11 protein-coding genes are annotated in these 14,058 nt (G+C 47.4%); 6 read left to right on the forward strand and 5 right to left on the reverse strand.

Annotated features, from left to right (window positions below; all coding sequences use genetic code 11):
- Positions 1-87: 87 nt before the first annotated feature.
- A complete protein-coding gene (locus tag ACQY73_RS10935) occupies positions 88-669 on the reverse strand; it encodes an RNA polymerase sigma factor (protein ID WP_114069394.1) in 582 nt (193 codons plus the stop codon).
- Positions 670-769: 100 nt separating this feature from the next.
- Positions 770-2,413, reverse strand: coding sequence for an adenine deaminase (gene ade / locus ACQY73_RS10940; RefSeq protein ID WP_428665447.1), 1,644 nt, complete (start codon positions 2,411-2,413; stop codon positions 770-772).
- Between the two features lie 178 nt (positions 2,414-2,591).
- Between ade and ACQY73_RS10945 the strand changes: the two genes are divergently transcribed.
- The 4 genes from ACQY73_RS10945 (at position 2,592) to ACQY73_RS10960 (ending at position 4,478) form a co-directional block, all read left to right on the forward strand.
- Positions 2,592-2,942 (forward strand): hypothetical protein, encoded by a 351-nt coding sequence (locus ACQY73_RS10945; protein WP_428665449.1) that lies wholly within the window; start codon positions 2,592-2,594, stop codon positions 2,940-2,942.
- Between the two features lie 125 nt (positions 2,943-3,067).
- Positions 3,068-3,268 carry a peptide methionine sulfoxide reductase gene (locus ACQY73_RS10950; RefSeq protein ID WP_428665451.1) on the forward strand — a complete coding sequence of 67 codons (201 nt, stop codon included), beginning with the start codon at positions 3,068-3,070 and terminating at the stop codon, positions 3,266-3,268.
- Between the two features lie 120 nt (positions 3,269-3,388).
- On the forward strand, positions 3,389-3,889 hold the full coding sequence (locus ACQY73_RS10955) for an RNA polymerase sigma factor (RefSeq protein ID WP_428665453.1): 501 nt from the start codon (positions 3,389-3,391) through the stop codon (positions 3,887-3,889).
- Positions 3,890-3,893: 4 nt separating this feature from the next.
- Positions 3,894-4,478, forward strand: a complete 585-nt coding sequence (locus ACQY73_RS10960) for a hypothetical protein (RefSeq protein WP_428665456.1) — start codon at positions 3,894-3,896, stop codon at positions 4,476-4,478.
- A gap of 118 nt (positions 4,479-4,596) precedes the next feature.
- On the opposite strand, the gene ACQY73_RS10965 is transcribed toward ACQY73_RS10960, so the two are convergent.
- The 3 genes from ACQY73_RS10965 to ACQY73_RS10975 all read right to left on the reverse strand — a co-directional run bounded on the left by ACQY73_RS10965 (position 4,597) and on the right by ACQY73_RS10975 (position 5,961).
- Positions 4,597-4,770, reverse strand: a complete 174-nt coding sequence (locus ACQY73_RS10965) for a DUF1059 domain-containing protein (protein ID WP_428665459.1) — start codon at positions 4,768-4,770, stop codon at positions 4,597-4,599.
- Positions 4,771-4,797: 27 nt separating this feature from the next.
- On the reverse strand, positions 4,798-5,250 hold the full coding sequence (locus ACQY73_RS10970; RefSeq protein WP_428665462.1) for a DsrE family protein: 453 nt from the start codon (positions 5,248-5,250) through the stop codon (positions 4,798-4,800).
- A gap of 81 nt (positions 5,251-5,331) precedes the next feature.
- The gene (locus ACQY73_RS10975; RefSeq protein ID WP_428665465.1) at positions 5,332-5,961 is read right to left on the reverse strand and encodes a Crp/Fnr family transcriptional regulator; all 630 of its coding nucleotides are present in this window, start codon (positions 5,959-5,961) and stop codon (positions 5,332-5,334) included.
- Positions 5,962-6,032: 71 nt separating this feature from the next.
- On the opposite strand from ACQY73_RS10975, the gene ACQY73_RS10980 reads away from it, so the two are divergent.
- Both ACQY73_RS10980 and ACQY73_RS10985 read left to right on the forward strand, forming a co-directional pair.
- A complete protein-coding gene (locus ACQY73_RS10980; RefSeq protein ID WP_428665467.1) occupies positions 6,033-6,281 on the forward strand; it encodes a peptide methionine sulfoxide reductase in 249 nt (82 codons plus the stop codon).
- 553 nt (positions 6,282-6,834) lie between these two features.
- On the forward strand, positions 6,835-14,055 hold the full coding sequence (locus ACQY73_RS10985) for a fibronectin type III domain-containing protein (RefSeq protein ID WP_428665470.1): 7,221 nt from the start codon (positions 6,835-6,837) through the stop codon (positions 14,053-14,055).
- Positions 14,056-14,058 lie beyond the last annotated feature (3 nt).

The following is a 14,058-nucleotide window of genomic DNA, read 5'->3' on the forward strand; positions in this document are numbered from 1 at the left end:
TAGCTGGTACAAAAATACCAACGCCCGTAGAAATTCATCTACGGGCGTTGGCCTAAATATCACTTTAAAACAAAATTCTTTTCAGCTTTACACGATCACGCGCTCCATCGAAAGCTGTTTTTTCAAACTGGTCAACGCTCCAAATACAAGGTTATAAACAGATTGGATGTTGATTTTCATGAAGTTAGAAATTTCTTCGTTGGTCATGTTAACGTAGAATTTCAGAAAAATCGCTTCGCGCTGACGGCGGGGCAGTTTTTCAAGCGCTTCATTTAGATTACGATTGGTTTGTAAATAATCTTCCTGGGCAATAACATACGACTCAGCCGAGGCAGTGTAAAGGTGATGATACTCCAACGGGATCTCCTCGCTGCTGGTATTTTTTTGTTGCGCATTGAGGTGACGAACCAATTTACGTTTAATCGAAGCCATCAAATAATAGCGTACCGAAGTGGTATCGCCAAGCGTGTGGCGGTGTTGCCAAAGTTCCACAAACAAATCGTGGATACAGTCTTTAATTAATGCCTTGTCGGCGCTGAATTGTGTACAGTAATTGTACAAGAGTTGAACATAACATTGATACAAACGTGCGAAAGAGGGCTCATCGTCTTGGCGGAACTGATTCCAGAGAGTTACCTCTTCTTGGGTTGTAAGGTGAAAACGAGGCATTGGGGTGATGGGGTTTGGGGTTTAGAAACAATCACGCCTCAAATGTAATTTTCTTTATAATAAGTTGCAAAATAAAAAGTGTTTTTTTAACAATTAATTTTTAAAAATATAATTTGGTAAAATGGAAGTTCTGCCCATCAAATAAGCCTAAATCACTCATTTTCAGCGAAGGAATTACTAAAAGGCCCATAAAAGAAAGGGTCATAAACGGCGAAACGAGCTGAGAGCCAAGCTGAGATTTAACAAAAAAATCAATTTCGGTATACCGTTTAGCTACATTATATCCATCTGCGTCCGACATCAAACCCGCGATAGGAAGCGGTAGAAGATGCGCACCGGCTGCTTTAGGGCCAACGGCACTGATACCGCCTTTGGCTTCGATTACTAAGTTGATGGCTTGCGCCAAACTTTCATCGTCGCAACCCACCGCAATGATATTATGTGAATCATGCGCGACCGACGAGGCAACAGCACCGTCTTTCAATCCAATATTTTTGATAAAACCTATCGCAATAGGTGCTGATTGATAGCGATTTACGACTACTATTTTTAATATATCCCGCTTTGTATCCGACACGATCCGGCCGCCTGTGATCAATGCGGGAAGCTCGAGAAGATTAGTGATCAGTTGTCCGTCAAGTGCTTCAATGACTTTCAGCGTTAAGTCAGAGTCAGGAACTTCAATCTCCAAGTCAGATGCCTGTATAGGATTGCAATCAAATTGATTTACAATCGGACTGCGTAGATTCGGGATATTTGAACTTCCGTTTTGGGCTACTTTTTCTCCTTCGATGTACGTCTCCAAAACGTTAAAATCCTGTAAATTGTCTACCAAAATGAAGTCCGCAGGATCGCCTTCCCGCAACAGGCCTACATTGAGACGATAATGCAACACGGGATTGAGGCAAGCTGCCCGCAACACGCTGAAAAGCGGATAGCCTTTAGCCAATGCCCGCTTCACTAATTGATTGATATGTCCGTCGACCAAATTATCCGGATGCTTATCGTCAGAACAAAACATCAGCCGATTGGGATAATCGGCAATGAGTGGAATAAGCGCTTCAAAATTTTTGGCCGCACTTCCTTCCCGTATCAAAATATAGTCTAATCCCAGCTGAAGCTTATCCAGCGCTTCATCATAAGTAAAGCACTCATGATCGGTCGTAATTCCTGCTTCTATGTATTTTTTGGCATCTTCTCCCCGAAGGCCCGGCGCATGTCCGTCAATGGGTTTATTAAATGCCTGTGCCAAGCGGATTTTCATCATCACGTCAGCGTCTTCGTACAAAACGCCCGGGAAATTCATCATTTCCGCCAAATACCCGATCTCTTTCATGGCCAACAATCGACGAATATCTTTGGTCGAAATTATAGCCCCCGCAGTTTCAAATGTTGTGGCCGGCACGCAGGAAGGCGCACCAAAGCAAAATTTGAACGGCACGCGTTTTCCATCTTCGATCATGTATTCTACCCCTGCCACACCGAGCACATTGCCGATCTCATGCGGATCCGATACTGTTGCGACTGTTCCGTGCACTACAGCGAGTCTGGCAAATTGTGCAGGAGTCAGCATAGAGCTTTCAATATGAACGTGCGCATCTACAAAACCGGGCATGATGTATGGAAGCCCCTGTTTTTCAGCGCCAATAATTTTGATACCAATAATTCGTTTCTCTGCTACTTCAATTTCAGCATGTCCGATGGTGTGATCAAAAAGGTTGAGTAAATTGGCTGTAAAGAGCATAGATTCCCGAAAGGATTAAGTATTAATAATTAACGAATTAACATACGTATTTTATGAGATTGACTGCTTGATACAGCACTGTTATTTTTGCATCGTCGGTTTTTAGCCCTAAATCCGTTGAGAAAGTTGCTTAAAATTAGTTCTTTCGCAAAAAGTTGTCAAACCATTTACTAAAACCATGCCAAAACAATTTCGCCTGCCCATGATTTTAGTGCATACGCCTTTTCTTTGGGTGGAAGGACTGACGCTGTTTCCGTGGGTATTTTGTAAAGACGCGAATCCTCCCAAGTGGCTGTTAAACCACGAGCGTATTCATCTTCGTCAACAGATCGAACTGGGCATATTTCTCTTTTACGGATGGTATTTAATCGAATACTTAGTACGGCTTATTCAATACCGTCGACACTATCTTGCCTATCGCAATATCAGTTTTGAACGAGAAGCCTACGGCAATGATAAAAACTTAGCGTATTTGGAAACGCGGAAAGCATGGGCGTTTTGGAAGTATTTACGAGAAAGCAGTAAATGATGGATGTCGCAAATTCTAAATGCAACGTTAATAGTTAAATCGCGCAATTTATTACCCAATGCTGCTGGAATACATTGAAAAACTCCCCGAAGGATATTCAGAAGGTCTGTACAAAGGCGTGAAGTATGGGATTACCAAAACGATTTTCCAATCAAAATCATTCGTTTCAAATCTATGCGGAGGAGTTGGGAGGAAATGACTTTATCAGCCTAAATTACTACGTCACCGGCCAAAAAGAGCTGTTAAAACCCTGCGAAATGCCGGAAGAGAAGGTGATCAATTTTTTCAAAAATGTAGAATTATTAGGAACGGCGCTGAATCAATAGGATCAAGTCTGCGTAAACTCAATGAGCAGCAGGATCAACTGAGAGAAAAATAATTTCAATTTTATGTTATTTTTCTCCGTCATAGACGACTAATTAGTCAAATGAGTCAAATTCCTGCCGATGGCAACAGTTCAAGAGACCTTTATTCAATTGCTGGATGAATACAAAGCCATTATATATAAAATCGCGGCCGTATACGCTGTTACGGATGAAGGCCAAAAAGACCTGTTCCAAGAAATAGTCATTAACCTGTGGACGTCCTATGAGTCTTTTCGCGGAGAGTCAAAAATAAGTACCTGGCTCTACCGAATTGCCTTAAACACAGCTATCACCAATTATCGCCGCAACAAACACTACCAAAAACAGGTGGATTTGACCCATCAGGAAGCAGTAAACTTACCTAATTGTACAGAGGTGGATTGGAGCGAAGAAACCGCTCTACTTCAAAAAGCGATTCAAAAACTAACTGCTTTTGATAAAGCTATTATTCTGTTGTATCTGGAAGAAAAAAGCTATCAGGAAATCAGTGCTGTTATTGGAATAAGTTCGCCCGCCGTAGGTATGAGAATCAAACGAATTAAGGAAAAGCTTATACTTCTGTTAAAAACAACAAATTTATAAACGGATGCATTTAGAAGAACTTATCGTAGCTTGGAAAGCGCAAGACCCATCCATTCATAAAACCCTGAAAAGTGCGACTTTATCTCATTTTCTTTCTCAAAAATCAGAAGGTGTTTTGAAGAAAATCAGGAATCAACTTCGGATTGAGTTATGGTTGTTATCGGTATTGCTGCTTGGGGTAGACAGTTTATTTTTCGTTGTACAATTGCCGTTGGAATTCGTTCGAATCAGCTGTTTTACGATAGAGAACCTGCTGCTATTGGTCTATATCTTCCAATACGTTCGAGTGCTGATTCATCTGAACAAATCACAGATGCGCCCCACAAGTGAGCATGTTGAAAATGTATATCAGCGTCTGAATCACTTTCGCTCTTGGAATGCGAAGCTTAGCTTACCGATTGGAATCTTTGGGGTTGTTATGTTTGCAGGGGCTCAGTACTTAGTTACTTCGCTTTCTTGGTTAGTGCTCGAATATGGCTTTTGGTGGTGGATAATTGTCCCTAAAATGAGACAACGATTTGAGGATTATTTGGCAGAATTGTCCTTGCTGCTTGCCGATTTGAAAGTAATCGAAACAGAAGCAAAATAAAGTACAGAGGTTGACAGCTATACCGGTAATAAAAGTAAAAGAGTATTTATTTGGCTAATTTTCAAGCATTAACCTCGAAAGATAGGCGCGAGGCTTTGCCCCGCGCCACCCAACTTTACTAAACTTCTTCTTTTATTAAGCTTTTTAACTGCTCTGCCAACTCGGGCGTGACGCTCACGCCATGCACATTCAGCGCATGATCGGCGGCTAAGGTTAGCACTTCTTCTTCGGTAGTAGCTTTGATTACACCTTCACAATCAAAGCCCGCATCGCTGCAATGTAGTGTTTTCATCTTTTTTATTGGATTGGTTTTTGAGTTTTAATAGGTAAATACTCGGTCGCTTTCGGCAGCCAGTTTGACCAATACCGTAGGCAACGCAAATTCGGCCGGTTTATCTTTCAGATCGGCTTCGGTCACGCCTCTCGCTTTCGAGGAATTCCCCGACAGGTAAAACCGTCCGTTTCCCTTTACAATGGCGTCATAATGCTCGCGGAGTTTGCCCGTGCCTAATCCGGTCAAAGAATTGAGTGTAGGGTCTTGCAGGAGTTTGACGGCATCACCTGCTAAAAACAATGCCACAGTATGCCCTTCTTCAATCGCCGTTTTGGCAACTAAAAACGCCAAAGCTGCTTTGGTCGAATCTTTTGGGCTTTGCGTAACGTGAATCAGAAATTTCATTTTCTTGGCAGGAATAGGATTGGAATTTGATTGAGCATGGGCAATCGCCGACAATAAAAACAGGAAGAGAAGGGAATAAAAATGCTGTTTCATAGTGGTTTTACTTTGAATTTGTCAAAAGTAAACCACGACACCGCCAAGAAACGGTATCAAAAGATACATAAGCCAAAAAAATTATTTCAGTTGAATGTAACCTCTAAACAATTTGAGTTTGCCATGTTGCTCAAATGCTTTGAGAATGCGCGAGATCACCACGCGGGTAGTGCCCAATTCATAAGCCAATTGTTGGTGCGAGATGGTTATTTTTTGAGTATTCTCTTTTTTTGCTCGGTTTGCCAAATAAGTAAGTACGCGTTTGTCAATGGGGTCAAAAGCAACACTTTCAAACGAACCCAGCAATTCATCATAACGGCTGCGGAAGGTCTGGATCAGAAAAGCATTCCAGGAAGGATATTTTAATTGCCATTCATTGACGAGGCGGGCGGGAAAAACAAAAAGTTCTGAAGGTTCAGTAGCAACTCCGTATGAAGTGCTGGTATTGCTGAAATAAGCGGCCGATAGGGACATCATACACGTTTGCCCTTCCCGAACGTAGTACAACAGAATTTCGCGGTCTTCTTTTTGCTGAAAAACCCGTATTTCGCCTTTTATCACAATGGGTAAAAAGTCCAGGTATTGCCCTTCCCGCACAATGGTATCGTCTTTGTTGACGGTAATAAATTTTCCGTGTGTGAGCATTTCTTCACGAAGTGCAGACTCTGAAAATCGAGAAGGCAATTTAGCTAAATTGTCTATCGTATTCATAAAAGGTTACATTGCAGGGTTTTGCGTAAATATACGTTTTTACATAAAAAAATAACTATCCCTATCAGCGTATGCTTCTCCCTTACCTCGAAAAAATCTCCGAAGGATATTCTGAAGGCCTGTACAAAGGGGTAAAATACGGCATCACCAAGACGACATTCAGTCAGGGTCGTTCTTTCAAAATTTACGCAAAGGAGCTGGGCGGCAATGATTTCATCAGCTTAAATTACTACATCACGTCTCAAAATGAATTACTAAAACCCTGCGAAATGCCCGAAGTCAAAGTCCTTGATTTCCTGAAGAATGTAGTTTTACTTTAATATGAAAGCAAAATTTCAGAGAAACATCCACTGATATCTTCATAGTAGCTGTCGAAAATTTTTCAAGGTGTATTAGGAACATTTTCTATAAATATCTCACCCTCTTCGCAAGCGTTTTTTCGTCTTATAGAATTTGTCGAGTCAATTAACGGAGATCATTGAAGTAAACACTACGAACTGATTTTACTGTAGATATCGTACATTTTTATATGATAAACAACAAACAATTACCATTGACGGTGTTCGAGTTTCAACTTCTTTCACAATTTCTATCATAGAAGACAAACAATATCCTTTATGTGCTCGTTTAACATACTTTATTTCAATCTCACTTGGCATATCTCCATGATTTACGTGTTGCCATTCCGGCGCCAAATACGCTTCAAATCCATGATAATGTGAGATATACATATGATTATAGGCATATTATCCGTAAGAGATTCCATACAACAGAATTGTTCCGATCAGTATTTCTGAAAAAAGTTCTTTTTTGAACGAGGTGACGAACTTCCTGTTATCGCGTCTTACGGAGGTATTACCTCTCGTTAGTTCTATGGCATTTTTCCGTCGCTTTCTTCTTCTTTTGAACATTTTTATATGTCTTATAATACACCCCATCCTTTCTCAAACGACGGATAATTATCCGGTACAAACGACGGTGTACTTCGGAGCGCCCACCTCGCAACGCCTCTCCGAGTGGTTTACCTCCGACCAACGCCTCTTCGTGCAGCTTTTGCTCAAAGACCTCACCAAACCTTCCGTGTCCGTTTACCTGCGCTGGCAACTCGATGGCCCCGGCATCCGCATCGCCACCCGCCCCGGTTACATACCCCCTGCCTTCATTTCCCTCACCCCGGGCCTGCCCACCCGCCTCAGGGGTATTGATCTGGCCCCTCACTATTTTTTCCCTTCTCTGCTGGAAACCGAAGGCATCGATCCGCACCAGGCCTACAATACCTCGCTGCCCGAAGGTTTCTACACCTTCTCCGTGCAGGCTTTCGAGGCTTCCACGGGCCAAGTTGTCTCCAATACCGCCCAAACCTTTTTGGTGCTCTCCTCGCCTCAACCGCCTATGCTGAATCTGCCCCTAAGCGGCACCTCCGTACCCGTCAGCGCTTTACAGAAAGTCCTGTTTCAGTGGACGCCGCGCCACTTTGCCACCCCGCAGTCGCAGGTGGTTTACCGCCTGAAGGTCTGCCGCGTGCCCGACGGGGAGGAACCCAACGAGCAGACCATGCTTTCCTGCACCCAACCCGTATTGGACAAGACCGATCCCGGCACCTCATTGACAGGGGACATGACCCAATGGATTCAGCCCCTCGAACCGGGGCAACCCTACGCCGTGCAGGTACAGGCGGTGGACTTAGCTAATGAGTTGACAAATTTTGCCAACCAAGGCTACAGCCAAGTGCAATGGTTTCGGTATGGACAGGAATGCCTGCCGCCTTCATCGTTTACACTGACCTCGGTGACTTCTGACCGGGTGCGATTGCGTTGGGAGGCTCAACCGCAGGCGTTAGCCTACGTGGTGGAATACAAAACCGAAACGGCCACGGAATGGACGTCTGAGAAGGTCTACGGCACGACGTATATGGCGGCAGGTTTACAGCCTAAAACCACCTATCTCTTTCGGTTACGCAGTGACTGCGGAGGGTTGCTGCCGAGCGCTCCAAGTCCGGAGCAGGAATGGAATAGTTCAGAACAAGCGCCCGAGACCATTCCGGAGTGGCCTAAAGAGTTGCTCCAACCCGAGTGGATCAACGTGCAGACGGTGGAAACTAAAGCCGTACCGGTGACGACGTTACAGGAATTGTATGTTAATTTTCCGGTGGCCGCTTCGACCACTTCCGGGGCGGCGGCATCGCCCGTCCCAACTGTTACGGCTCCGGCGTCTGTTGCTGCCACCACCACGACCGGGGCGGCGACGACGAAGTTAAAGATTCCCGACTGTGCCCTTCGGGCGGGTTCGTTTGCCGACTGTCAGCCCACGCATCCCGTCATTCCCCTGCCCACAGGCGAAGAACTGACTTCGCTCAATATCGGCGATGTGTTGGGCATCTATGATTTTGCCCTCATTGTCACCAAGGTCGGCGAAGGACCCGGTTTTTCGGGCGAAGCATTGGTACGGCTACCGTTTTTGGGCAATGCCATGATACCCATGGAGTTCAAAGGCGTACGGGCCAAAAAAGGCGAAGAAGGCACCCACGGCGGCTGCGTGTACGCCATTGAGGCAGGAGGTTATGTGCAGTCCAAAAACAACGTACCGGCCAAAGAACTCATGGAGCAGCGGCAGTCGCTGATTCAGACCGTAGTACAAAAAAACAGTCCTACGGCCTTTGTGGGTACCTTGCAGCAGGCACTTCAACGGTATGACCTCGTAGCCAAAGAAATCAGTGAGGCAACAACAATCGGCCGGCCCGTGACCCCTGAACAGAGGCAACAGGTCACTCAGTTCACAGCGGCCATTTTGCAGGCAAGCCAAGTGTTGAAAACGCAGTTGGAGGAATTGGGAGTCGGTAATGCGTTGGCGGTTAGTATATTGGCAGACCTGAAAACGCTGACGGACGAATTGACAGCCAATCAAGCCACGATCAATCAAGGACAATCGGTGGCGGTCATCGACGGGTTGGAGGCAAAGTACCAAGCCCTTTTTGAGCGCCTCAAACAACTCACCACCGCGCCGTTGGAACCCCCTGTGGTCAACCCCACGGCGCGTATTACCAACGTAAGTGTCAGCAGTGTGGAGACTCAATCGGCGAAAATCGCCTGGACGGGCAGCAAGACGTTTGCCAAATACACCATCCTGTATGCCGCCGAAGGCGATGGAGAGCTCACTCAAACGGTGACAAGCCCTGAATTGGCCCTTACAACCCTTAAACCGGGGCGGAATTACACCTACAGGATCGTGGGCTATAACAACGCAGGTGAAGTAGTGGATACTTACGGAACTGGCACATTTACCACCCCTGACAACCTCTTACCGCCACCGGAGAATGTCGTTTCCACCGTACAGACTGACGGCAGCGTCAAAATCACCTGGAAAAAGAACAGCCTGCATCAGAGTTTTAAACTGACCTATAAAGATACTGATGGAGAGTTGCGCACGCTGTACCCCACCACCAATTCTGCCGTCATTGCCGGCTTGCCCGGGAATCAGGTATACCCCTATTCCATCGTCGCCTTCGGCAGTGAACAACGCAGCAGCACGGCGGCCGACGGCGATTTTCAATTGGGAACCGTTTGCCGGGCTGCCATCAGTTCGGTGCCCTTACGGGTAGTGGAAGGTACGCTCGTGACGCTGAAGGTCGAAACCTGCCCCACCGGCAGTGTCCGTTGGCAGATCGGCGATAATCCCTCCAATGTCTACACCGGCAGTACCATTACCCACACCCCCCTGCAAACCACCACTTACCAATCCTTTTGTACCCTGACCATCGACGGCCGCTCGGAGACCTGCTCGGAAGCGGTGCAGATCGTGGTAGACCGTCGATGCAAAGGGGTAACAGCAAGCGTTTCCGCTCAACACATTGAGCAGGGCCAATCCGTTTTATTGAGAACCTCCGGTTGCAGCGGGGATATTCAATGGAAGGATGGCTACCCGGCCGGCCAAATCATCGGACGGGAAAGTTCCCTCTTTCTCACCCCGACCTTAACTCAAACTTATGCGCTCTCCTGCGTAGACCAAACCGGCCAACAGTGCAGCGTTGAAGTCGGGAAGGTGGAAGTAAACTGTCATTTTCAATTGGCCGTCACAAGTCGAAGTGCCCTGAACCGAGCGGATCGCACCATCATTATACAGGCCATCGGCTGCGACGGCACCGTCAATTGGGGAGCCATTGACGGTGGAAATTCCGGCATCCGTACCGAATACCGTGATCCCAATACCGTCATTTATTCAAACATCCGCACGGGTTTTACGGTCAACCCCACTTGCCTTGCCACAGGATGTAAGGCTACCACCGGCTTTTTAAAGGCTCCGCCAAGCAGTACATTCTGTAATCAGCCGGGCGAGTTTGATATTACCCTATCGGCACAAACCTATAATACCCTCACCCTGAAAGTGACCGCTTCCTTACCGTTTCAATGGGAAGACGCCCCCGTGAGCGATAAAATCCGCACATTCCCTAAGCCGCAGGGGACCCGGGTCTTTTCCATCCATTCTGACGAGGGCTGTAAAAATTCGTTTGTGTATCAACCCTCGACCCAACATATTGAGCCATTGCCCTGCCTGATCTTTCAGCTGTCCCCCCACTACGTCGTTCAGATTCCCGCCGATCAATCGTCCAAGGCGCTGACCATGACCGCCGGCGGGTGCAGCAACGGGGTTACTGCCGGAACAGTGACGTGGAAGGATGCCAAAGGCACGGTTCTGACTTCCAACGCCGGCGGTACGCTTACGGTCAATTACACCAATGCCGACGTCAATAAACAGTTCACCTACACAGCCACCTGTTCACTGTTCCCCGATGCGCCCAAAAACACTACCGTCAGTGTGACCAAACAGGCCCCTGCGCTGCCGAAAAATCCCTGTGATTTTGCCATTCGTACGGCCAATTATAACCTCTTCGATACCTTTCTGCCCGATCCGAGCGACCCGATCCGGATCGACCTGTTCGGCAAGGGCGATTATGTACAGGTGTTTATTGAAGAGGGTAAAAGTCCACTGACCGCCGGCTATGACCTGACGGTCGATGCCTCCGATAAAACCAAGGCCACGGTCATCATTAAAAAAGCCGATTATGTGAAAGAAGGCTCCTTTTTGGTAAAGATCACCAATTTTATCAACGGTGTCGGCAATTGTGAGCGCTATGTATACATCACCGTCAGCAATAACAAGAGCTCCTCCAATGCTTATTATGTGCAGTACTCCACTGATCCCAAAGCCGCACGGAGCCAACGGGACTGCGGAAACTACCGCAACGGGACGGTGCGCACGACGGGGTATCTCAATACCACCACCCGTGAATCGGTGGACGCCCTCATGCGGAACACCACGGTCGATCTGGGCGTGATCTCGTTTCTGACCGTCAACAGCGTTCCCCTCACCACCCAATACCCGACGCAGGAAGTGGGCTTGGTGGATAAGGTCTGCAATGCCGATCCGGCCTCTACCCTGGAATGGTTTACCGATCCGGGCTTTACCGGCCGGATCGACCGCCGCTCGGATTCTCCCGTTCGGCACGTCAGGGTGCCCAAACCCACCCAAACCGTGACCTATTACGGGCGGTGTACGTTCGCCAACGGGAGTTATTGCGAAACTCAGTTGACCCTGCAACCCACGGCGGGGCAGGCAGGGGGGGGCGGAGCCAACGGACGTGAGGGCGTCGGTGAAACCGCACAGACCACCACCGCGCAGGCACCCTGTGTATCTTCCAAACGGGAAGCCGCGCAGCGCCTGCTGGCTAACTTATTATGCGGCAAGATCAGTCTGTTGCCCGCCGATGATAATGCCAAGCTGGAAGCCGTACGTCAAACCCTGCAATCACAGGGATTTGACTTGGCCCCCGTGACGCCGCAAATGGCGGCCGATCTGGTAGCGGGCAAATGCAGCGAGGTCATTGAAGCCCTCACCAACGCCCTGACCGGCAATGAAAACACGGATGCGCTCAACGATATCCTCGGCAATGCCGATGCACTGGCGGGAGAAGTGGCCTCCATCCTGCTGCCGGCCGCGCCGACCGTGGATGACCCCGATCAAAAAAATACCGCCCCGAACGAGTATTATTACCTCACCTCCTCGGGCCAAGCCTTACAACTGCCCGAAGGGGCGGAAATGGTCTTTTTTAAAGACCGCAGCCCGTATCCCAACGGCACCTTGCAGGGGTTTAAATTGCCGGACGGGCGGCTGTACTACGCAGACATAGTGGAGGGACGGAACACCTTCAGTGGCTATCGCCTGATGGGAGACGCTTCGAGGCCGCCGAATTATTATCCTGTCCCGAAGTTGTCGTTAACGGGGCCGCAAAAGGTGTATAAGTTGAATTATGTGGAAGCCAACGGGCAGTGCGGTTACCAGGTGGTGGAGAGTGAGTATGAATTCAAAGCCGTGGAGGAAGGCAAGATCATGGACTTGATCAATCCCGCCGGTGCCGTGAAGGTAACTTACTACCGCGCCTGTGAAGTGCCGGATTATGTGGGTTCGTGGACGACCGACGCGCAGGGCATCAAACACAAAACGGTGGTCATTCAGGGCAGTACGTTTTACCTGACCGACCAAAACGGTGACATCACCGTAAAAGGACAATGGAAAACGTTCTCTAAATGTGCCACTTGCGGGAAAGAGGCACAGAAGGCATTAGACAACGCATTGACCAAAGCCCGGGCCAAAAACGGGAAGATCACCGAAAGTACGCTGATTGTGGAAGGCATTACCAAACCCTACGGTTCGGCGGGGGATATCATCTATCAGGACATGAACCTGATGGATATGCTGAAAAATCTGGCCACGACCTACAACAGACTGTTGGACAAAGCCAAAGTGCCCGAAGAGGTATGGCTGCCGGGCAAGGAGTTTTATGTCCGAGACGCCAAAGGCATTATTGCAGGAACCTTTGACGGCGTGGCTTCCGAAGCCACCGACAAGGCTCAATTGGTGGGCTTGGGACTAAAACTGGTCTCTGACCCGCAGGGAGCATGGGACAGTTTTGTTTCCTTCAAAAATAGCCTTGATTGGGACAAGGCCGGCAGCATTGCCAAAACCATGGCACAGGGAATGGTGGGCTACGATGCCGCCGAGTTTGACAAAGGGGGCAGCTATCGGGGTCACGCCACGGGGAAAGTGGGCGGTACGGTAGCATTCAATATTGTCACGGGAGGCCTTGTGTTGACCATGATCAACAAAGTACCTGATCTGTTGGAGCTTTTGGCCAAGGTCATCCAAAAGTTGGAAGACCTCAATTGGTCAAAGGCGGATATTGATGCTTTTACCCTGGATTTTCAAAAATCAGAAGACCTGCTTAATAAGTTTGACGACGGCACACTCGACCCGCAGGCGTGGCGGTTGATGAAGGATACCCAAAGCAAAAAGGTACACTTACCAACACTTACCAAAGTAACCGAATTGTTGAGAGATACTGACTTTATGGATAAATTGCAAGGCGGTGAAGCTACCCTGACCGACATCCTGAAAAACGCAGCCAATCCATTAGAGAGCGGTACTGCAAGTAAATTGGTAACATTGGCCGAACATTTGGAAAATCTACGGATCGTTGTCAAAAATCATCATGATGTCGAAGGCTTTGACAGGATTCTTACCGATCTGAAAATCAGCACCTTCGAAAAACAGGATGGCATTGCTCATTCACTTAATCATATGAAAGAATTGCCGGCAGGCAGTGTACAAAAAGTTGATTACGTGTTTGAGCCGGAGGTGGAAGGAGGTTTACCCTGTACAAACTGCCGCTTTGATGTGCAGATGAAGAGACCTGATATTACACCCCAAAATTGGGTAAAATATTATGAATACAAGAGCTATCTTAAGGCAGAGAATATCAGTTTAGATCAGTTTAAGAACTATTTGGCTACCATTGACAATCTAAGCGAATTACGGTACATTTTCAATGTCAAAAAGCTCACCACCGAACAGGCAAAACAGGGAATGAAGACGTTTTTGATAAAAAATGCGGATAAGATCATCAAGCCTGTTTCAGAAGGTGGTATTGGGGAGGCAAAGTTTAAGCAATTATTTGGTACTGACGATAGTGATATATTTAAGGCAAGGATTGAAAATGCCGATTATTTTAATCAGTATACAGGTTTTGTGGATTCAAAATAACTT

This window comes from Runella sp., assembly GCF_965279615.1.
GTDB lineage: Bacteria > Bacteroidota > Bacteroidia > Cytophagales > Spirosomataceae > Runella.

Coding starts and splice junctions, on each gene's coding strand:
- ACQY73_RS10935 (WP_114069394.1), bottom strand. CDS start 669: ATGCCTCGTTTTCACCTTACAACCCAAGAAGAGGTAACTCTCTGGAAT.
- ade (WP_428665447.1), bottom strand. CDS start 2,413: ATGCTCTTTACAGCCAATTTACTCAACCTTTTTGATCACACCATCGGA.
- ACQY73_RS10945 (WP_428665449.1), top strand. CDS start 2,592: ATGCCAAAACAATTTCGCCTGCCCATGATTTTAGTGCATACGCCTTTT.
- ACQY73_RS10950 (WP_428665451.1), top strand. CDS start 3,068: ATGGGATTACCAAAACGATTTTCCAATCAAAATCATTCGTTTCAAATC.
- ACQY73_RS10955 (WP_428665453.1), top strand. CDS start 3,389: ATGGCAACAGTTCAAGAGACCTTTATTCAATTGCTGGATGAATACAAA.
- ACQY73_RS10960 (WP_428665456.1), top strand. CDS start 3,894: ATGCATTTAGAAGAACTTATCGTAGCTTGGAAAGCGCAAGACCCATCC.
- ACQY73_RS10965 (WP_428665459.1), bottom strand. CDS start 4,770: ATGAAAACACTACATTGCAGCGATGCGGGCTTTGATTGTGAAGGTGTA.
- ACQY73_RS10970 (WP_428665462.1), bottom strand. CDS start 5,250: ATGAAACAGCATTTTTATTCCCTTCTCTTCCTGTTTTTATTGTCGGCG.
- ACQY73_RS10975 (WP_428665465.1), bottom strand. CDS start 5,961: ATGAATACGATAGACAATTTAGCTAAATTGCCTTCTCGATTTTCAGAG.
- ACQY73_RS10980 (WP_428665467.1), top strand. CDS start 6,033: ATGCTTCTCCCTTACCTCGAAAAAATCTCCGAAGGATATTCTGAAGGC.
- ACQY73_RS10985 (WP_428665470.1), top strand. CDS start 6,835: ATGGCATTTTTCCGTCGCTTTCTTCTTCTTTTGAACATTTTTATATGT.